The 19,736-nt window shown below is 61.4% G+C and carries 16 protein-coding genes; 11 read left to right on the top strand and 5 right to left on the bottom strand.

Annotated elements, in window-relative coordinates; translation table 11 throughout:
• Positions 1–31 precede the first annotated feature (31 nt).
• Together FLQ44_RS14230 and FLQ44_RS14225 are read right to left on the bottom strand one after the other, a co-directional pair.
• On the bottom strand, positions 32–4,615 hold the full coding sequence (locus FLQ44_RS14230; RefSeq protein WP_170252981.1) for a pilus assembly protein: 4,584 nt from the start codon (positions 4,613–4,615) through the stop codon (positions 32–34).
• 489 nt (positions 4,616–5,104) lie between these two features.
• Positions 5,105–6,082 (bottom strand): helix-turn-helix domain-containing protein, encoded by a 978-nt coding sequence (locus FLQ44_RS14225; protein ID WP_147694941.1) that lies wholly within the window; start codon positions 6,080–6,082, stop codon positions 5,105–5,107.
• Between the two features lie 358 nt (positions 6,083–6,440).
• Here FLQ44_RS14225 and eat point away from each other — a divergent pair, with 358 nt between their 5' ends.
• From eat to FLQ44_RS14205, 4 genes are all read left to right on the top strand, one after another.
• Positions 6,441–7,862, top strand: a complete 1,422-nt coding sequence (eat, locus tag FLQ44_RS14220) for an ethanolamine permease (RefSeq protein WP_147694940.1) — start codon at positions 6,441–6,443, stop codon at positions 7,860–7,862.
• 43 nt (positions 7,863–7,905) lie between these two features.
• Complete coding sequence (locus FLQ44_RS14215; protein ID WP_147694939.1) at positions 7,906–9,285, top strand: ethanolamine ammonia-lyase subunit EutB; 1,380 nt, start codon at positions 7,906–7,908, stop codon at positions 9,283–9,285.
• The gene (eutC, locus tag FLQ44_RS14210; RefSeq protein WP_147694938.1) at positions 9,282–10,106 is read left to right on the top strand and encodes an ethanolamine ammonia-lyase subunit EutC; all 825 of its coding nucleotides are present in this window, start codon (positions 9,282–9,284) and stop codon (positions 10,104–10,106) included. Before FLQ44_RS14215 ends, eutC begins: the two co-directional genes overlap by 4 nt.
• 225 nt (positions 10,107–10,331) lie before the next feature.
• Positions 10,332–11,741 carry a sodium:proton antiporter gene (locus tag FLQ44_RS14205; protein WP_147694937.1) on the top strand — a complete coding sequence of 470 codons (1,410 nt, stop codon included), beginning with the start codon at positions 10,332–10,334 and terminating at the stop codon, positions 11,739–11,741.
• Between the two features lie 506 nt (positions 11,742–12,247).
• On the opposite strand, the gene coq7 is transcribed toward FLQ44_RS14205, so the two are convergent.
• Positions 12,248–12,868, bottom strand: coding sequence for a 2-polyprenyl-3-methyl-6-methoxy-1,4-benzoquinone monooxygenase (gene coq7, locus FLQ44_RS14200; protein ID WP_147694963.1), 621 nt, complete (start codon positions 12,866–12,868; stop codon positions 12,248–12,250).
• Positions 12,869–12,977: 109 nt separating this feature from the next.
• Here coq7 and ppa point away from each other — a divergent pair, with 109 nt between their 5' ends.
• Positions 12,978–13,508 carry an inorganic diphosphatase gene (ppa, locus tag FLQ44_RS14195; RefSeq protein WP_017510136.1) on the top strand — a complete coding sequence of 177 codons (531 nt, stop codon included), beginning with the start codon at positions 12,978–12,980 and terminating at the stop codon, positions 13,506–13,508.
• Between the two features lie 69 nt (positions 13,509–13,577).
• On the opposite strand, the gene FLQ44_RS14190 is transcribed toward ppa, so the two are convergent.
• Entirely contained in the window at positions 13,578–14,132 is a 555-nt protein-coding gene (locus FLQ44_RS14190) for a flavodoxin family protein (RefSeq protein WP_147694936.1), read from the bottom strand.
• Between the two features lie 234 nt (positions 14,133–14,366).
• On the opposite strand from FLQ44_RS14190, the gene FLQ44_RS14185 reads away from it, so the two are divergent.
• Both FLQ44_RS14185 and FLQ44_RS14180 read left to right on the top strand, forming a co-directional pair.
• A complete protein-coding gene (locus tag FLQ44_RS14185; protein WP_170252980.1) occupies positions 14,367–15,257 on the top strand; it encodes a LysR family transcriptional regulator in 891 nt (296 codons plus the stop codon).
• Between the two features lie 8 nt (positions 15,258–15,265).
• Positions 15,266–15,931 (top strand): hypothetical protein, encoded by a 666-nt coding sequence (locus FLQ44_RS14180; RefSeq protein WP_147694935.1) that lies wholly within the window; start codon positions 15,266–15,268, stop codon positions 15,929–15,931.
• A gap of 47 nt (positions 15,932–15,978) precedes the next feature.
• Here FLQ44_RS14180 and FLQ44_RS14175 read toward each other — a convergent pair whose 3' ends face one another.
• Positions 15,979–16,551, bottom strand: coding sequence for a phasin family protein (locus tag FLQ44_RS14175; protein ID WP_147694934.1), 573 nt, complete (start codon positions 16,549–16,551; stop codon positions 15,979–15,981).
• Positions 16,552–16,915: 364 nt separating this feature from the next.
• Between FLQ44_RS14175 and minC the strand changes: the two genes are divergently transcribed.
• The 4 genes from minC to FLQ44_RS14155 are packed head-to-tail and all read left to right on the top strand — an operon-like array spanning position 16,916 to position 19,690.
• Complete coding sequence (gene minC / locus FLQ44_RS14170; protein WP_147683088.1) at positions 16,916–17,644, top strand: septum site-determining protein MinC; 729 nt, start codon at positions 16,916–16,918, stop codon at positions 17,642–17,644.
• Positions 17,645–17,675: 31 nt separating this feature from the next.
• On the top strand, positions 17,676–18,488 hold the full coding sequence (gene minD, locus FLQ44_RS14165) for a septum site-determining protein MinD (RefSeq protein ID WP_147694932.1): 813 nt from the start codon (positions 17,676–17,678) through the stop codon (positions 18,486–18,488).
• A gap of 3 nt (positions 18,489–18,491) precedes the next feature.
• Positions 18,492–18,749 carry a cell division topological specificity factor MinE gene (gene minE, locus FLQ44_RS14160; RefSeq protein WP_017510129.1) on the top strand — a complete coding sequence of 86 codons (258 nt, stop codon included), beginning with the start codon at positions 18,492–18,494 and terminating at the stop codon, positions 18,747–18,749.
• 2 nt (positions 18,750–18,751) lie between these two features.
• On the top strand, positions 18,752–19,690 hold the full coding sequence (locus tag FLQ44_RS14155) for a hydrogen peroxide-inducible genes activator (RefSeq protein ID WP_147694930.1): 939 nt from the start codon (positions 18,752–18,754) through the stop codon (positions 19,688–19,690).
• Positions 19,691–19,736 lie beyond the last annotated feature (46 nt).

Below are 19,736 nucleotides of genomic sequence, written 5' to 3'. Positions count from 1 at the left end.
CGCCGGCACTGCTGGCGCGCAGGGTAGGCGGTCAATCGTCCACCACCTCGCGCCAGCTCACGCGCTGTACCGTGCGGCTGCAGCTGGCACCGGCGTTTAGCCGTACGGTCTGCCCGGCACTGGTCTTGACGTTATTGGCACAGCCTTCATTGTTTTTGCCCACCAGAAATGGCTGGTAGGGCTTGTCCTGCATGCTGTAAAAGCTGCTGCCCCGTGGGGCGTCAAACAGGTTGTAACCGAAGGCGGCATTGACTTTCACCCCGGCGGTATACGCCACTTTGCTATTGTTCGCGGCATCCACCTGGTCGGTCATCACAATCGATGTGTCACTGAACGCGCCGCCAGTCTGCGTATTCACCGCCATCAGGTAGCCCTCTGCCGCCTGGGTGGCGCAGCCATTGACCGAGATGTCGGGGATATAGGTCAGGTACTGCAACTGTTTGGCGGTCTGGGTCAGGTCGGTGATCACGCGCTCGCCACTGACCGGCAGGTCTTGGTACCAGCCCAGCCGGTAGTCGGACGCGGGGGGCGTCGCGTTAAACGGGTACTGGGTTCCGCCCAGCAGCTTGTCCGTGACAAAGGTGCGCGGGCTGCCGTTGTTGCTGCACGACGTGGCGATGATATGGCTGGGAGGAAACACCACGGCATGCCGGGTAAGCGTGCGGTACACCGTACCGCCGGTGGCCGTGTACGGCTCAATGGTCTGCGCCCGCAGCTCGTGACGGCCACACACGCTGCCACCGTAATCCCAGATGCCGTACACGCTATTGGTGGCGGACTCGCGTTTGCGTACCAGATCGTTCTTGCCGCATTCGCCGGCGCTTTTGTCGCACTGCTCGATGAATTTGCCCGTGCCGACATACACCATCAGCCCGGGCTGGCTCACACTGGGGTTATCCACTTTACGCTCGGTGTTGTACGCCACGGCAGGCGCCACCACGATGGGCTGGATGCGGCCGTCCGGCCCGGTGGCGGTAAACAGCGGCTGGCTGGCCACACTCCACTGCGAAGGCGTGGCACTGCCAAGGTCGAACTTCCACACGTTGCCACGCAGATCACCGGCATACACCATGTCGACCTTGCCATCTTTGTTCAGGTCTACCAGGCGCAGCTCGGACAGGCCATTTTCGCCCACCACCGACGTCATCAGCTTGAAGTAGTTACTGCCGCTGGCGTTGCCAGGCTGGTTGACCCAGGCACCGCTTTTGTTAACCGGCAGGATGAACAGCCCAGCCTTGCGCGTGGCAGCGCTATCTGCGGCGGGGAAACTGCTTTTGTCGTAATAGCCATTGGGGGCCAGCACGTACCAGTTACCGTCATTCAGTTTGGCGATATAGGGGCGGCCAAAGGTGAGGCCCAGGTCGCTATCGTCACTGTTGGTGAACTCCCACTTCACCAGGTTGGCCGCATTGCTTTCCGACACGCTGGCGGGCTGGGTAATGTCCAGCAGATAGAGCTCGCGCCCGCCCTCGCCCAGCGCCCCGGCTAGCAGGGTGCGCCATAGGGGGCCGACTTTGGCTTCGGCACGGGTCTGCTGGCCGTTGACAAAGTTCTGGTGGGTGGCGGCATAGCCTTGCCGTGCCACCTCCACCAGCCGGGAGCGCTCGCCGGGTTTCAGAAACACTTTGGGGATAAAGCTGAAAGCCTCCTCGCCCGTGGCAGCCTTGAAACCGTGCAACATACCGTCGTTGCCACCTACATACACCATGGGGGTACGGGTGAGGTTATGGCTGCGGAAGGTGTCGTAGTCGCTGCTCTGCTCTACCTGGTAGTAAGGCGCACCGACATACAGGGGGGCCGAACGCAGCAGGTCGCCCAGCTTGGTCTGGGTGCGGGCACGGTACTGGCCGCTGCCGGAGCCTTCGTTACTGCTGCTGCCCCGTAGGTAATCAACACGTTTCTGGGCGTTGGTATCATTGCTTTCGCTGGTTTCGCGCAAGCTGGATAGCACCCCGGCAGTCTGCAGGTTGGCCGCACGGAACGGTATGCTGCCACTATTGCTACCGGCGATGATCTTGCGGTCGGCACCGGCCACTTTCTCTGACGTGAGCTTGCCGGCAGCAGACCATTGCAAGGTAGCGGTGGTACCGGTATCGACCACGCCACTGCTGAGGTTCACCTTATAGGCCGACAGCTCGCCGGTCCAGTTGGCCGAATCGAAGGTGGTTTCGAAATACAGCGAATCGGCCATCACCTTGAGTGAGGTGGCACTGCCGGAGGTCAGCGAGCCAGCACGCCGGGCGATGCTGTCGAAGGCGGCGGCCAGCTGCGCCTCCAGCCGGAGCGGGTTCACTACCAGAAAGTAGTTATCCGGTGCGCCATCGCCATCGTTATCCCAGATCTGGTTGAAAGCAGACGGGCTATTCGCCAGCGTACTGTCTGCATAGCCGCCGTACTTGGCGGCATACCACAGTGGGTCGTTCAGTTTGGTTACTGCCGACGCACTGGTATCCACCTCGAACTCCAGGGTGCACTTCAATGGCAAATCATTGCTCGATGCCTTGCAGCTGTTATTGCCGGTATCGCGGTAGTCCAGTGCGTAGTTGACCGCCCCGCCACCAATATCTTTCACCACCAGGTACAAGCCATCGCTGCGGCCTTTGTTTACCGGCTTTACCCCGGTAATGATGTAGCCCATATGCTGGTCGATGCCGCCGGCCGCATAGGTGGAATCCACCGCCACGCTGACCTTGCCCGTGCTGGTCACCGCAATGGTGTACTCGGCGATGGCGTCCATATCGTGGTCGGCGCCCTGCTCTACGTCTTCATAGTTGATGGAAAACTTGTAGTACGGCCGCCCACCGTTGACGCTGGCGTCGTAATTGGACAATGCCGTATTGGCTACCTGGGTCACGTAGTAGTCCACAATCTGGTCGGTGGGGTAATAGCCATTCTTGGGGACTCCCGCACCGCCTACCGACTTGGCAAAGGGCTGGATGGTGACCAGCTTACCCGCCAGCGGAATACTCACTTTCAACGACGGCGAGGACAAGGACACCGCGTAGGTGTTGATCTTGGGCAGCAGGCTGCTGTCATTGGGCTTGTTGCTGCTAGCCGGGTTGATCAAGGTATTGCTGCGGGCATAGTAAGCCAGTAGCGATGTGCCAAAGCCCCCTTGGCGCGTGGGCTCGCCCGGTGCATGACCGCGGATGGTGGCAAAGGAGCTGGCTGTTTTGAGTGTTGGTGCCAGGTCGTTATCGGGTGCCGTGGAGAGCTCGCCGATGGCGATGTTCTTGCTGTCACCGGCAAACTCCCAGTTCCACAGCGTGCTGCCGGCATCCGCCGCATCAAAACTCCCCAGACTGGCTCGCTTCTCGCTGCCAAACGGCGAGCCGGGCAGCCCGGTATCGTATGAGGTGTAGGCGTCGCTGATCAGGGTGATATTGGGTTTGGCGCACCAGTAATTGCGCGGTGTGTTACTGCCATCCAGGCCATAGGGGTTTTGCCAGTTCACCTCCACGGGCAGCCCCATACCACTATCTACCGAGGTGGACGCACTGAACGCCGAGGTGCGGCCCAAGCCGGCATAGTAGCGCAGTGCCTCGTACATCATCTCGGCCAGCGGGTTACCCCAGTTACGGCAGTTGCCGATATTGCCCAGGTTGTTGGAAATCTCCCAACCGCAGCCGTAGGTCCAGTCGGAGTTTTTGAAACCCACGACCCGCAGCTTGTTCAGCGTGCTGATGATGCCGTTGCTGTCGCTCAGGAACTGGCCACTGGTGGTGCTGATTTCGTCGCTGATATCGCCGATATTCTTGCGCAGCACGCCACCGTCCAGCGGCTGGTCAAAGCTACCGGTCAGCAGGCCAAAGCGCATGCGGTTACTGTCGCCGTACTTCTGTAGCAGGCCGGATGGGCGCAGGCTGCCATCGCTGTATTTCTTGCAGTTGTCTTCGGGAAAGCTGGCGTCACACACCCTGACTCGTACATAGAAATCGGTAGGGTTAATCGACACATTGCCCTTACCGATATCGTAGTTGCCCCCGGCTACCGGCCGCTCTTTACTCACCCAGTTCCATATATTCACGGTGGAAGGCACCTTGACCAAGCGCAGCAGCGGGGCATTGGTCTCGGTACCAATCGTGACGTTGGCAAACAGCGTGCGCTCGCCACCAGCAGGCAGCCAGCTGGCAGGGGCATAAAGGCTCAAGTCGAACCCGTCCACCGCGATACTGGTGTATTGCTTGCCCCAGGCGTGGGCATCTTGCGGGATGTAAGCGCGCTGCAGCACAACACGGCCGCTGCCCAGCTTGCCGGATACAGCCTCATCCAGATAGCGGCTGCCACCGTATAGCACGCGCCGCAGGGCATCGATACGCGCGGTGGTCAGGTAATTCAGAAAGTCACCGGACCACTGCGCCGTATTACTGCCGCTATTGCACTGCTTGTTGGCCGTCGTCTGCACCGGGTCGAAACGGCCGTTGCTGTTGCTGTACACATAGCATTTCTTGCTGTCGAAATAGCCGTAATAGTCAATGCTAGCGGGCTTGTAGCGCGTATCCACCAGGCCGTCGCCGTCCAGGTCGGACGCGTCGTCGTAGGCTTCGTAGAACAGCTTGTGGTCTTTACCCAGTACCAGCAGGTTTAACGGGGTCTGTGTCGACGCGTTCGTCACCAGGGGTACCGCAGGCACATCCAGCGCCCAAACTGGCCCGGCGATCATCGCCACGGCAACAGGCCATAGCCATACTGCCGCCCCCCTGTACCCACCTTGGCCAGCCTGCCTGTATGGCAGGCTTCCAGATTCCATCGTTAGCATCCTCTACCCCAAACCCTTAGCGCACAGCGGCCGACATCGCTTGCAATCAATAAAATAAGCAATAAAAGCTAGCCGGAAAAACGGCCTTGGTTTTTAGCATTAACTGTCGAATATCAAAACCAATATTATGTATTAATCAAGCCCCATGTCATACATATTTTCAAATGGAAAGCAGCAGAACACGCGGCATCAAACCGATGCCTGTGGTTTATCGCGCCAGCGATAGGGGGTGCGGCCAACCCTGCCCGTCGGGCAGCGCGCGGCCAGGATGCGGGTGGTGGGGGTAGCGTTTAGGCGGTAACAGGCAAGAAACCGGCAGGCCGGTTTGCCAGGCGCAGCGCGTGGCTAGGCGGAGGCCAGGCCGGCAGCGTGCAAACGTGTCTGGCTGGGGGTTTCGCCAAACAGGCGGCGGTAGTCGTAGCTGAAGTGGCTGGGGCTGGCAAAGCCCCATTCTGCAGCCAGATCATTGATACAGAGGTTATCCACGGCGGGCGCTCGCAATACCTGGCGCACCCGGTTCAGCCGCAGCGCGCGCAAGAACTGCAGCGGGCTAGTGGCGGCCACCTCCTGAAAGCCGTTTTGCAGGGTACGGCGGGTAACGTGCAGCTGCTCGCACAGCATATCTACGGTAGGCAGCGTGTCGGCCGGGCTGGCAGCCAGGGCACAGGCCGCCGCGACCCAGTCCAGATGCCGGCGCTGTATCGGGCTGGGCCCCTGCTGTACCAGGCCCTGCCCCTGGCGCAAGGCCTGCACCAGCGCAGCCACGCTCACCTGGGCCAGCACAGCAGGTACCGCGTGCGCTGGCGGGCTATCCAGCACGCTGTCGAAAGCCTGGCATAGCTGCTGGTAGACATCGGGCGGCAGGGTCAGTACACCCGGCTGCTGCCAGCTGGCCGGGGCATGCGCGCCGGTATGCAGCTGGGTGTGCAGATCCAGCAGCGCCAGCGGCAGCACCATGCCGTAAATCAGGAAGTTGGCCGGTGTACGCAGGGTAAAGTCGCGCCCGCCCGGTGACACCAGCACACTGTGCGGCGCCACGCTGCGCCCGCCAAAGCGCAGGCGGTCGCCTGCTGCCGGGTGCGGTATGCCAAACCACATGGCCCCCTGCCAGGGCTGGCAATGCTGGAAGGTTTCGCACGAGGCGTATTCGCGAAACAGCTGCAGCCGCGGCAGGCACAGCTCGTCCAGCCGCCCCTGATAGCGCCCGCAGGATAGCTGGGCGTAGTCCTGCTGCCAGCCGGTGATGAAGGCCGCGTGATCGGCCGCGTCGACGGCCATGCGAGTGGTCAGCTGCATGCTGGCCATGCCGGTGAGTGCGTGCACAACGTCCTCCGTTTGCTAAAAACCACATCGAAAACCTAGCAAAAGCTGCACCAGCTACCGCTCATGACATTGGCTATCCAAAAGCGGCAAATTCGCCAGCATCGTGCACAACAGCCCGGCCGGGTGCGCAAGGCGAGTGCGTGCGGCCAACCTTCCCCGCCTTGTTACGCACTATTCCGGTGCGTAGCGCCGGCACGAAGATTGCAATATTGCCGTAAACCACGGCACATGTGCATTGGGGGGTAACGGTAATTTCCGTTTTGCGATACCGGCCGCCTGCGGGCGCTTCCTACCATGGCGTTGAAGGCCTGACAGCGGGTGCTGCAGGCAGGGAGCAAACAAGCATGGAGCAACAACAATGAGCACAAGCAACCATGGCCTGGCACGCAAGCTGGGCGGCTGGCAGCTCTGGGGCATCGCCGTCGGGCTGGTGATCTCGGGCGAATACTTTGGCTGGAGTTACGGCTGGGCGCAGGCAGGTACCCTGGGTTTTCTGGCCACCACGCTATTTGTGGCGCTGATGTACACCGCCTTCATTTTCAGTTTTACCGAACTCACCACCGCCATCCCCCACGCGGGCGGCCCGTTTGCCTACGCCCGTCGCGCCTTTGGCCCGGTGGGGGGCTTTGTGGCAGGTTTTGCAACACTGTGCGAATTCGTGTTTGCCCCACCGGCTATCGCCCTGGCTATCGGCGCTTACCTGAACGTGCAGTTCCCGGCGCTGGACGCCAAGTGGATTGCCTGTGGCGCGTATATCGTGTTCATGGCACTGAATATCGTGGGGGTGAGCATTGCTGCCACCTTCGAGCTGTGTGTCACGCTGCTGGCCATTTTCGAGCTACTGGTGTTCATGGGCGTGGTGGCGCCGGGCTTTAGCTGGGCCAACTTCACCGCCCACGGCTGGGCCGGCAACGACGCGTTCAGCCTGGCGGCCATTGGCGGCATTTTTGCGGCGATTCCGTTTGCCATCTGGTTCTTTCTGGCGATCGAAGGCGCCGCCATGGCCGCCGAAGAAGCGCGCGACCCGGTGCGGACCATTCCGCGCGCCTATATCGCCGGCATCCTGACACTGGTAGCGCTGGCGCTGGGCGTGATGGTGATGGCCGGTGGCGTGGGCGACTGGCGCACGCTGTCCAATATCAACGACCCGCTGCCGCAGGCCATGAAAGTGATTGTGGGCGGTGACAGCGGCTGGCTGCACATGCTGGTATGGCTGGGTGTGTTCGGCCTGATCGCCAGCTTCCACGGCATCATCATGGGTTACTCGCGCCAGATCTTTGCGCTGGCCCGTGCCGGCTACCTGCCACCTGCGCTGGCGGTGGTACACCCGCGCTTCAAGACCCCGCATCGTGCCATTCTGGCTGGCGGTGTGATCGGTATCGCCGCCATCTTCAGCGATAGCTTTATCCAGATTGGCGGCCTGCCACTCACCGCCAACATCGTCACGCTGTCGGTATTCGGCGCCATCGTGATGTATATCGTGTCCATGCTGTCGCTGTTCAAGCTGCGCCGCAGCGAGCCCGCCCTGGCGCGCCCCTACGCCGCGCCGCTGTTCCCGCTGCTGCCCGCCATCTCCCTGGGCTGCGCGCTGGTTTGCCTAGTAGCCATGGTGTACTACAACACCATGTTGACCGGCCTGTTCCTGGCCATTATGGCGGCCGGCTTTGCCTACTACCTGGCGACCCACCGCCAGCGTGCCGCTGCCGCGCACGACGCGCTGCTGCACGGCGAGGCCAGCGAGCCCTCCGTGAAGCCGACACTGGCCACCGAAGCATCCTGATACTCCGTCGAGGCAGGGCCGGCTGCGCCGGCCCTGAAGCACCATGTACCACATCACCATTGGCCCGCGCCGTTACCACTTTGCCGACCTCAAAACCCTGCTGGCCCGCGCCTCGCCGCTGCGCTCCGGCGACCTGCTGGCTGGCGTGGCCGCCGCCAGCGCCGAAGAGCGCGTAGCAGCACGCTACTGCCTGGCCGACGTGCCGCTGCGCGACTTTCTGCAGCACCCCATCATCCCGTACGAAGACGACGAGATCACGCGGCTGATTATCGATAGCCACGATGCCGCCACCTTTGCTGCCGTGGCGCACCTGACCGTGGGCGGCTTTCGCGACTGGCTGCTGTCCGATGCGGCCAACCCTGCCACGTTGGCCGCACTGGCCCCCGGCATCACGCCGGAAATGGCCGCCGCCGTCAGCAAGCTGATGCGCAACCAGGACCTGATTCTGGTAGCGCGCAAATGCCGCGTGGTCACCGCCTTTCGCAATACCCAGGGCCTGCCCGGCCACATGGGCGTGCGCCTGCAGCCCAACCACCCCACCGACGACGCGCGCGGCATTGCCGCCGCCATGCTGGACGGCCTGCTGTACGGCGCCGGCGACGCGGTGATCGGCATCAACCCGGCCACCGACAGCCCGGAGGCCATCCACACCATGCTGGCGATGATGGACGAGGTGCGCCTGCGTTACGCCATCCCCACGCAAAGCTGTGTGCTCACGCACGTGACCACCACGCTGGAGCTGATCAACCGCGGTGCGCCGGTGGACCTGGTGTTCCAGTCGGTAGCGGGTACCGAGCGGGCCAACAGCGGCTTCGGCATCAACCTGGCCGTGCTGCAAGAGGCGCACGACGCAGCACGCAGCCTGCAGCGCGGCACGGTGGGCAACAACGTGATGTATTTCGAAACCGGCCAGGGCAGCGCGCTCTCCGCCGGCGCGCACTGGGGGGCTGACCAGCAAACCTGCGAGGCCCGCGCCTACGCCGTGGCGCGGCACTTCAGCCCGCTGCTGGTGAATACCGTGGTGGGCTTTATCGGCCCGGAATACCTGTACGACGGCAAGCAGATCATCCGCGCCGGCCTGGAAGACCACTTCTGCGGCAAGCTGCTGGGCCTGCCCATGGGCTGCGACATCTGCTACACCAACCATGCCGAGGCCGACCAGGACGATATGGACACCCTACTCACCCTGCTGGGTACCGCCGGTATCCACTTCATCATCGGCGTGCCCGGCGCCGACGACATCATGCTGGGCTACCAGAGCACGTCCTTTCACGACGCGCTGTACCTGCGCGAGCTGCTGGGCCTGAAACGGGCGCCGGAATTTGAAGACTGGCTGGAAACCATGGCCATTACCCGCGCGGGCCGCCTGCAGGCACACGGCCAGCAGCCACCGCTATTGGGCCTGATGGAGACCGTAGCATGAGCGTGATTCCCTTCCCCGGCGCCGCGGCCAACCCCGACACCATTACCGAAGACAGCTGGCAGGCGCTGGGCCAGCACACGGTAGCGCGCATTGCGCTGGGCCGTGCCGGTGCCAGCCTGCCCACCCGCGAAACGCTGCGCTTTGCGCTGGCGCACGCCCAGGCACGCGATGCAGTACACACGCCGCTGGACAGCACCGCGCTGGCCGCCACGCTCACGCAGGCTGGCCATAGCGTGCTGCAGGTGCAGTCCGCTGCGGCCAACCGTGCGCAGTACCTGCAGCGCCCCGACCTGGGTCGCAGGCTGCACCCCGATAGCCGCGCGCAGCTGCTGGCACAGCAGGCCGGCGGCTGCGATGTGCTGTTTGTGGTGGGCGACGGGCTGTCGTCGCTGGCCACCGCCAGCCACGCCGCACCGCTGCTGGCCGCCACCCTGCCGTATCTGGCCGAGGCGGGCTTACACGTCGGCCCGGTGGTCATCGCCAGCCAGGCCCGCGTGGCGCTGGCTGACGAAGCCGGCGAGTGCCTGCAGGCGCGGCTGGTGGTCATGCTGCTGGGCGAGCGCCCCGGCCTGAGCTCGCCAGACAGCCTGGGCGTCTACCTGACCAGCGCACCCAAGGTTGGCCGCATGGACTCGGAGCGCAACTGTATTTCGAATGTGCGCCCAGCCGGCCTGCCCTACCCGCTAGCGGCGTTCAAGCTGGCGTGGCTGATACGCGCCGCGCTGCAGCAGGGTAGCGGCGTAGCGCTGAAAGACGGCAGCGCCGCCGAGCCAGGCTGGGCCGCGCTACTGGCGCGCAGTCAAAGCGCACTACTCGCCTGAATCCCCCACCACCGGCACACGGCACCGCCTTCACGCGCGGTGCCGTTTTGCTTGGCATATCAGCTGTTTACATTCTGCAACAGCAAGGGGAAAGCCCCGATAGCCCCACCACTGGCAGATGCTGGTAAACTGCCGCGCTTCCGGTTACCCCTGACAGAGCAAACCATAAAGGACGACGCATCCGGCGCCGGAACGGGCTGCGTTACCGACAACACAGGATTCACCATGAACCTCTCCCGTCTGCCGCACCTGCTGGCCGGCGCCCTGCTGCTGTTACCTGCGTTTGCGCAGGCCAGCATCAACGGCGGCGAACTGGCCATTGCCTGGGCACTGCCGTTTGCCGGCATGCTGCTGTCCATTGCCCTGCTGCCGCTATTAGCGGCCAACGTCTGGCACCACCATTTCGGCAAGATCGCTGCCATGTGGTCGCTGCTGTTCATCGTGCCATTTGCCGCCAGCCACGGCCTGGGCGCTACCGCCTACGAAATGGCGCACACACTGGTACTGGAATACGTGCCGTTCATCATTCTGCTGATATCGCTGTTTACCGTGGCTGGCGGTATCTACCTGCGCGGTAACCTGCACGGCTCGCCGCTGCTGAATACCGGCTTTCTGGGCGTAGGTACCGTGCTGGCCAGCTTTACCGGCACCACCGGTGCGGCCATGTTGCTGATTCGCCCGCTGCTGCGCGCCAACGACAACCGCCGCTACAAAACACACGTGTTTGTGTTCTTCATCTTTCTGGTAGCCAATATCGGCGGCTCGCTGACACCGCTGGGCGACCCGCCACTATTTCTGGGCTTTCTGAAGGGTGTGGGCTTTGGCTGGACCATGGTGCACATGCTGGCGCCGATGGCGCTGGCTAGCGCCATCCTGCTGGTGGTGTTCTACCTGCTGGACCGCCATTACTACCACAAGGAAGAAGACCTGCCGCCGCTGCCAGACCCGACGCCGGATTCGCGCGTGAGCATTGAAGGCAAGGTGAACTTTGCCCTGCTGGGCGGCATTGTGGTGGCCGTTTTGCTGTCCGGCATCTGGAAGCCAGGCATCAGCTGGCATATTGGTGGCCTGGATATCGAGCTGCAAAACGTGGTGCGCGACATCCTGCTGCTGGGCGTAACCCTGCTGTCGCTCAAGCTCACCCCGGGCCGCTGCCGCCAGGCCAACGCCTTTAACTGGGGCCCGATGCTGGAGGTAGCCAAGCTGTTTGCCGCCATTTTCATCACCATGATTCCGGTACTGGCCATGCTGAAAGCCGGCAAGGCCGGTGCTTTTGCCGGGCTGGTAAGCATGGTGAGCACGCCGGATGGTGCCCCGGTAAACGGTGCCTACTTCTGGCTAACCGGCGCGCTGTCCAGCTTCCTGGATAACGCCCCCACCTACCTGGTGTTCTTCAACCTGGCCGGTGGCGATGCCCAGCAGCTGATGGGCCCCGGCGCCAACACCCTGCTGGCCATTTCGATGGGGGCGGTGTTCATGGGTGCCAACAGCTATATCGGTAACGCGCCGAACTTCATGGTGAAAGCCATTGTGGAAGAACGCGGCGTAGCCATGCCCAGCTTCTTTGCCTACATCGGCTGGGCCTGCCTGTTCCTGATTCCGACCTTTGTGCTGCTGACTTTCGTGTTCTTCTAAGCGGCTGCGGCCAACCTTGGGGTTGGCCGCAGAGCCTAGCGTCAGCAAAAAGCCCGCTTTCGCGGCAATGCCAGTCAGTTAGGCGAATGTGCTTGGCCATCAAGTGGGAGGGCGTGAGTGAAGCGCCCCTTCCCGTTGGCGCGAGCCGGGCAAAAGGGGGCGCCCCAGGTTTTAAGACGCCGATTTGTTTGAGCCGCGTGACGTTAGCACGCGGCGAGTTCGGCGGCGCCTGGGGCGGGCCATTTTGCACGGGGTTTCGAGCAGCCCCGGGGCGCGGGGTCTGCGTGCGAATCTTTGATTCGCTCAGCGATAGAAAAGGGGGCGGCGACCCGCCCCCTTTCCCGTCCGCCGGGCGGAACCGGGGATGTCAAACATCATCCGCGAAGCGGATTCAATACCTCGCCTCTTTATTCTCAAAAACCGTCCAGACAAAAATGCCGTTCACTTGCTTAAGTGAACGGCATTACCACTCTGGCGGGCTTTTTTATTGGGTGCTACAGGGTGGCTTACACGCGGTAGCTGGTGGCCGTCATCACCTTGGCAGTGAGCTTCATCAGCCCTTTTACCGGCAGTGGCAGTGGCGCAGCGCCAAAATCATGCGCCATGTCGGCGTGCTTCAGCTCATCGTCGCGCATTTGCGCCACAATGGCGCGGCTTCTGGCGTCCTGCTCCGGCAGCTGCTGCAGGTGGCTATCCAGGTGGGCACCGACCTGCTTTTCGGTTTCTTCCAGAAAGCCCAGGTTCCACTTGTCGCCCAGCAGGCCGGCCGTGACGCCAATGGCCAGCGAGCCGGTGTACCACACCGGGCCCAGCAGGCTGGGGCGGCCACCCAGCTCGCGGATGCGCTGCTCGGTCCAGGCCAGGTGCTCTACCTCTTCAAAAGCGGCATGGCGCAGCGCCTCGCGCGCGGCAGGGTTGCGCGCGGTAAGCGCCTGGCCCTGGTACAGCGCCTGCGCACATACCTCGCCGCAGTGGTTCACCCGCATCAGGCCGATGGTGTGTTGTTTTTCCGCAGCCGTCAGCTCGGCCTCGGCTAGCGCGTGGTCCGGGCGGGGGCGGCTGCTGACTGCCGGCGCAAACAGGGTGCGCAGGCCGCGGTCGAATTCTGTAATCAGTTTGTCTAGCATCATGCTGGCTTATGGCAGTCATCAATAGTGGCGATTATACCTTGCCGGTGCTGCTGTTATAATCCCGTGGTTTGTTTCACTCTACCCTACCCTAACAAGGACACCGCGTATGAATATCGACCTGATCAGCCCAGGCAAGGACATGCCTAACGACATCAACGTTGTGATCGAGATCTCCGCCAACAGCGCCCCGATCAAATACGAATTCGACAAAGAAACCGGCGCCCTGTGTGTAGACCGCTTCATGGGCACTTCCATGTTCTACCCGGCCAACTACGGTTTTGTACCGCAAACCATCGCCGGTGACGGCGACCCGGTAGACGTGCTGGTGGTGACCCCGTTCCCGCTGCCACCTGGTGTGCTGATCCGCGTACGCGCCCTGGGCCTGATCAAGATGGAAGACGACGGCGGCGTAGATGCCAAGCTGATCGCCGTGCCGGTAGAAAAACTGTGCCCGATGTACAAGGACATCCAGAAGCTGGAAGACCTGCCGCAGCTGCTGCGCGACCAGATGGTGCACTTCTTCGAGCACTACAAAGACCTGGAAAAAGGCAAATGGGTCAAGATCAATGGCTGGGGCACGCTGGAAGACGCGACCCGCGAGCTGAACGAAGGTATCGAGCGCGCCAAGCAAGGCTAAGCCTGCCGCCGCACGCAAAAAAGCCGGGTTACCCCGGCTTTTTTATTGCCTGCAATACGGTTGGCCGCATCAGGCGCCGCGTTTGAACTGCGCGGCTTTTTCGGCCAGGCGGGCACCAAACAGGCGCGCGGTTTCCAGGTCGGCCGCATCCGGCGTTACCTCGGCAGGCGCGTTGTCGGTACGGGTCATCAGGCCCAGCGAGCTACCGTAGCGGTTGATATCGCTGCCAATGGTGCCACCAGGCATCAGGCCGGTGCCGACCCAGATCATGCTGTGCTGTGCCGCAAACACCGACAGCTGCTGCAGGGTGTTCAGCTTGTCGCCGCTAGGGCTGTTGGACACGGTAAAACCACCGGCGATCTTGTCTTTCCAGCCCTGGCTGTACCACACCTTGGCGCTGGCATCCATGAAGGCTTTGAACGGTGCAGATACACTGCCCATATAGGTAGGCGCACCAAACACGATGGCGTCGAATGCGGCCAGCTCTTCCATACGTGCAGTCGCTTCGTCGGCATTGAACAGTACCACCTCGGCATGGGCACGGGCACCCTCGGCCACGTGCTCTGCGACCTTGGCGGTGTGGCCATAACCACTGTGATAAACAACGGCAAGTTTGGTAGTCATCGCATTTCACCTATATAAATAGACCGAAGTCATAGCATGGCTGTGCCATCAGGCTAGCTGGCGAACAGCACGCTAATTCAAAAAATCTGGCAATAGCAAAGTGGCCGTGCCAATATCAAAAATGGCTGACAAACCAACCCTTTGCACTGCAGCAAACTGTCAATGGCAGTATATTGCTGTGCCAGTGATGGATATAGCGTAACTTTCTGACACTTTTTTTCAGATATTCTGAAGATGAAACTATCCCTTGATGCCCTGATGGTGCTGGATGCCATCGACCGGCGCGGCAGCTTTGCCGCCGCCGCAGAAGAGCTGTACCGCGTCCCTTCTGCCATCACCTACAGTGTGCAAAAGCTGGAGCAAGACCTGAACGTGCAGCTGTTTGACCGCAGCGGCCACAAAGCCAGGCTGACGTCTACCGGCGAGCTACTGCTGAAAGAAGGCCGATCGTTGCTGGATTCGGCAGCCATGATAGAAAGCCGCGTCAAGACCCACGCCACCGGTTGGGAAGGCGAGCTGCGCATTGCCATGTCCGACCTGCTGTTCTTTGACGATGTGCTGCTATTGCTGGAAGAGTTCAATCAGCTAGGGGCAGATACCGAGCTGCGTATCACGCGTGAGGTGTTTGGCGGTACCTGGGATGCGCTGGTAGACGGCCGGGCAGATCTGGCCATTGGCGCCACCGAAAACAGCCAGGGCGGTGTGTTCCAGACCCGCAGCATGGGCAAGACCAAGTTTGTGTTCTGCGTGGCACCCGACCACCCCTTGGCCACGGCAGACGAGCCCATTCCACAGCATTTGATACGCCGCTACCGCGTCGCCGTGGCGGCAGATACGTCACGCAGTTTGCCTCCACGCAGCGTTTCGATACAAGAAGGTCAAAGCCGTCTGACCGTTGCCACAGTAGAAGACAAAATCGCTGTTCAACGTGCAGGCCTTGGGGTAGGTTTCTTACCACTTTGCCGCATCCATGACGATGTAGCTGCCGGCCGGCTGGTGATCAAGGAAGTAGAAGAAAAGCGCGCGCCGGTACAGCTGCACTATGCCTGGAAAGAAAGCCAGCCCGGCCAGGCTCTGGGATGGTTCATCAAGCGGCTGCAAACATTCGAATGGAAACTTAGCTAGCCGCTACCATGCTTGCACCCAGTCATGACCGCGATATCCTGCTGCACCGCTTGCCAGCCGAGCAAGCAGCCCTGTGCGCGCCCCAAGGCCATGACATAATCATCTGGCAAGGCATCACACTGCATTGCCGCCCATTGCCGCTAGACGCCGATAAGCCAGCCGACGACATGGAGCTGTGCCTGCTATGGCAGCCTTTGCCCACATCCCCTACCGCACTGCTGGTCTCGGGTGACCCTATCAAGCACCAGCAGTGCCAAGCCTTACTGCAAAGCCTGGCCGGTACCGGGCAGCCTTGGCTGTACTGCGGGCCAGCGGGCGCGGCAGGCTTGTGCAAACGCGTCTTTGACAGCCTGTTTTACCTGGCCGGCCCGGCGCTGGCACAGCATGCCAGCCAGATGCAGGGCGCTGCGGTGCAGATAGACTGGCTGAGCCTGGTCCGCCAGCAGCAACAGTTGGCCGACAAGCTGGCCGCCCTGTGCCGGCATTACCTGACGCAGCATGGCGTATATCAACTGCCACAGGATGCCGACAGCGTGCTGGAGAGTTTTCGCCAGCCACCGCAGCAGCAAGTTCACTATGCTCTCACCCTGGCCACGCTACTGGCGCTCGCGCTGGAGCTGGGGCAGCCCGCCAGAAAGCTGTTTGATAGCCTGCGGCCAACAGCACATACCTGAAATAGAAAAAGCCCGCCGAAGCGGGCTTTTCATGTACTAGCTAGCGATCAGGCAGCTGGCGTAGCCGGGGTCTTGCGGGCGCGGCTAACTGCTGCGCTTGCTGCTTTGGCCGATGTTTCGGCAGCTTCCACGCTGGCTTCGGCGAACTCGGAGCCGACTTTTTTAGCGGTTTTGGAAGCATTTTCAAAAGCAGCGCTGCTGGAGGTCACCAGGTTTTTCAGTGCCTGTACAGCAGGCTCGGAACCGGCCGGTGCGTTTTTGGCAAAGCGGTCCAGCACGTCCAGTACTTGCTTGTTGGTTTCAGCCACTTGCTCTTCCACAAAGGAAGTCAGCTCGGTCTGGGTTACCAGGGTAGCGTCGTACACTTCGCGGGCGGTGGTCAGTGCCTTGTCCAGGCTAGGCTGGGCCAGACCGGCCTGGAATTCGGCGAACGCTTTCGGGTCCTTGATGGCAGACAGCTGCTTCAGGGTTTCAGCGTTGGCAGCCAGCAGCTTGCGGGAGATTTCCAGCTGCAGGTTGGTCAGGCGCTCGGCGCTGGACAGGAAAATGGTAGACAGGCGAACGGCTTTATCAAACTGTGCCTGACCGAAAGCGGAAAATTCTTGTGCGTTGGTAAACATGGACATGATCCTTTTCGAATGTGAGAACTCAGCAGCAAAACCGTCGTTTAGTCTCGTTGCTGCATTGCAGCAATACGGATTCTATATTGCAGTGCAGCAATGTCAAGCAAATTTACATCTGCACAACAACTAAGGCTCTCTTTTTACAACAGCTTTTGCCACATCATGGCCACCAAAAATGACAAGCACGTTAAGCATATCAAGCACAAAACGCCTTGCCGCAGCAGCAAGGCAGAAAACACCACAGGCAGTTTTGCCTTTTACCATCGAGGCGAACGAATATGTCATGCATGCGTTGAAAGGCCGTCGCCAAAGCTTTACACTCCGGTGATAAATTAAATCTATCCGGTAGCGAAGCCACACAATGAGCCCTGCGGCCAACCCTTTTGATATCAAGTCTGCCAGCCTGGACCTGCTGGCGGTGCTGCTGCGCAGTGGTGATTGCGCACAGCTGGAAGCGGCGCTGGAAGCCCGCTTTGGCAACCAGATCGATGCCTCGCAAAGCGAAGCGTTCCTGCTAGACCTGGACGCCATCGACAACCCTGCCAGCCTGGATCTGGACCAGATCCGCGCACTGTTTCTGGCCAAGGGCATTCGCATCATCGCCCTGCGCCACCGTGATATGGCCGTAGCCGAGCTGGCCCGCCTGTACGGTCTGGCTTATGTCAATGCCAGCGCCAGCCCTCGCAGCGAGCTGGCAGCGCCACCCGCCAGCCAGCCAGCCCCGGTCGCTGCGCCTGCCGCTGCACCCGTGGCCGCGAATACCCTGATCGTGGACCGCCCGGTACGCGCCGGCCAGCAGATCTACGCCAAAGGCGGCGACCTGGTAGTGCTGGCCACCGTGAACGTGGGGGCCGAGCTGATCGCCGATGGCAGCATCCACGTGTACGCCCCCATGCGTGGCCGTGCACTGGCCGGTGCGCGTGGCAACACCCAGGCCCGCATCTTTGTACAAGGAATGGAAGCCGAGCTGGTATCCATTGCCGGTGTCTATCGCACCATCGAGCAAGCACTGCCTGACAGCATTCAGGGCAAACCGACCCAGATTTATCTAGAAAACGAGCGCCTCGTCATGACGGCGCTTGGCGAATAACACGAATCACGACGACGCAAGGAAGACCATCGTGGCAAAAATCATTGTTGTTACCTCCGGCAAGGGTGGTGTGGGCAAGACCACTACCAGCGCCAGTTTTGCATCCGGCCTGGCACTGCGCGGCCACAAGACTGCGGTGATCGACTTCGACGTCGGCCTGCGTAACCTGGACCTGATCATGGGCTGCGAACGCCGCGTGGTATACGACCTGATCAATGTGCTCAACGGCGAAGCCACGCTGAACCAGACCCTGATCAAGGACAAGCACTGCGACAACCTGTACGTGATGCCGGCCTCGCAAACCCGCGACAAGGACTCGCTCACCGAAGAAGGCGTGGAAAAAGTACTGAAAGACATGGCCGACATGGGCTTTGAGTACATTGTGTGCGACTCGCCTGCCGGTATCGAAAAAGGCGCGCTGCTGGCGCTGCTGTTTGCCGACGAAGCCGTGGTGGTCACCAACCCGGAAGTCTCGTCCGTGCGCGACTCCGACCGCATCCTGGGCATTCTGTCGTCCAAATCCCGCCGTGCCATCGAAGGCCGCGAGCCGGTAAAAGAGCATCTGCTGATTACCCGCTACTCCCCTAGTCGTGTGGACAAGGGCGAAATGCTGTCGGTAGACGATGTAAAAGAAATCCTGCGCGTGAACCTGATCGGTGTGATTCCGGAATCGCAGGCCATTCTGCAGGCATCGAACTCCGGTACGCCGGCCATCCACCTGAAGGGTAGCGATGCGGCCGAAGCTTACGCCGACGTAGTTGCCCGTTTCCTGGGTGAAGACCGCCCTATGCGCTTCCTTGAAGCCGAAAAAATCGGCTTCCTCAAGCGTCTGTTTGGAGGCTAAGCCATGTCCCTGATCGATATGATTTTTGGCAAACGCCAGAAAACCGCTTCCATTGCCCGCGAGCGCCTGCAAATCATCCTGGCGCACGAGCGCAATGGCCGTAGCGCACCCGACTACCTGCCCGCGCTGCAACGCGAGCTGATGGAGGTGATCTCCAAGTATGTCTCGGTCAACCTGGACGATATCAAGGTACAAGTAGAACGCCAGGACGACTTCGAGGTACTGGAAGTCAATATCGTGCTGCCGGAACACCAGCGCTAATCATGACCCTCACCGAACTGCGTTATATCGTGGCAGTGGCGCGCGAGCGCCACTTTGGCCGCGCGGCGCAAAGCTGCTTTGTCAGCCAGCCCACGCTGTCCATTGCCATCAAGAAGCTGGAAGACGAGCTGGGCGTGACGCTGTTTGAGCGCGGCGGGCAAGAGGTATCTGTCACCGAAATCGGCGAGCGCATCATCGAACAGTCGCAGCGCGTACTGGAAGAAGCCGACACGGTAAAACGCCTGGCCGGCGAGCACCAGAACGAGCTGGCCGGCCCGCTGAAGCTGGGGGTGATTTTTACCATCAGCCCCTACCTGCTGCCGCGCCTTATCCCGGCACTGCGCATTCTGGCGCCGGACATGCCACTGATCCTGGAAGAACACTACACCGCGCGGCTGGCTGAAATGCTCAAGCGCGGCGAGGTGGACGCCATCATCGTGGCCGACCCGTTTGACGAGCCCGGTACCGAAGCCTACGCGCTGTACGACGAGCCCTTCATGGTGGCCACACCCAAGGGCCACCCGTGGGAAAAGCGCGAGCGCATCCAGGCCGACGACCTGCGCGAGGAAAGTGTGCTGCTGCTATCGCAAGGCAACTGCTTCCGCGACCAGGTACTGCAAGCCTGCAGCGAAGTGGCCAGCAAGCAATATCAGGCCAACAGCCTGGCCTCCACCGTGCAAGGCAGCTCGCTGAACACCATCCGTCACATGGTGGCCAGCGGCATGGGTGTGACGGTACTACCCGCTACGTCGGTCAGCCCTGCGGACGAGGGCTTGCTGTCGGTGATCCCGTTCCAGGCACCGGCCCCGCAACGCCGGGTACTGCTGGTCACCCGCCGCCAGTTCTTCCGCAAAAAAGCCATCGAGACACTGCAGCAAGCGGTCTTCCGCTCCGGTCTGCCAGGCGTCACCATGCTGGAAGACAACGCCATCAGCGCCTGATTGCTACTACGCAGGTCCAGATGACACAAGGCCGCCAGGCATGCCT

Source organism: Vogesella mureinivorans, assembly GCF_007644035.1.
Taxonomy (GTDB): Bacteria; Pseudomonadota; Gammaproteobacteria; order Burkholderiales; family Chromobacteriaceae; genus Vogesella; species Vogesella mureinivorans.
This window is presented reverse-complemented; position numbering and strand designations above follow the sequence as displayed.

Coding starts and splice junctions, on each gene's coding strand:
- FLQ44_RS14175 (WP_147694934.1), bottom strand. CDS start 16,551: ATGTTTACCAACGCACAAGAATTTTCCGCTTTCGGTCAGGCACAGTTT.
- eutC (WP_147694938.1), top strand. CDS start 9,282: ATGAGCGTGATTCCCTTCCCCGGCGCCGCGGCCAACCCCGACACCATT.
- FLQ44_RS14215 (WP_147694939.1), top strand. CDS start 7,906: ATGTACCACATCACCATTGGCCCGCGCCGTTACCACTTTGCCGACCTC.
- coq7 (WP_147694963.1), bottom strand. CDS start 12,868: ATGCTAGACAAACTGATTACAGAATTCGACCGCGGCCTGCGCACCCTG.
- minE (WP_017510129.1), top strand. CDS start 18,492: ATGTCCCTGATCGATATGATTTTTGGCAAACGCCAGAAAACCGCTTCC.
- FLQ44_RS14190 (WP_147694936.1), bottom strand. CDS start 14,132: ATGACTACCAAACTTGCCGTTGTTTATCACAGTGGTTATGGCCACACC.
- ppa (WP_017510136.1), top strand. CDS start 12,978: ATGAATATCGACCTGATCAGCCCAGGCAAGGACATGCCTAACGACATC.
- eat (WP_147694940.1), top strand. CDS start 6,441: ATGAGCACAAGCAACCATGGCCTGGCACGCAAGCTGGGCGGCTGGCAG.
- minC (WP_147683088.1), top strand. CDS start 16,916: ATGAGCCCTGCGGCCAACCCTTTTGATATCAAGTCTGCCAGCCTGGAC.
- FLQ44_RS14180 (WP_147694935.1), top strand. CDS start 15,266: ATGCTTGCACCCAGTCATGACCGCGATATCCTGCTGCACCGCTTGCCA.
- FLQ44_RS14185 (WP_170252980.1), top strand. CDS start 14,367: ATGAAACTATCCCTTGATGCCCTGATGGTGCTGGATGCCATCGACCGG.
- FLQ44_RS14155 (WP_147694930.1), top strand. CDS start 18,752: ATGACCCTCACCGAACTGCGTTATATCGTGGCAGTGGCGCGCGAGCGC.
- FLQ44_RS14205 (WP_147694937.1), top strand. CDS start 10,332: ATGAACCTCTCCCGTCTGCCGCACCTGCTGGCCGGCGCCCTGCTGCTG.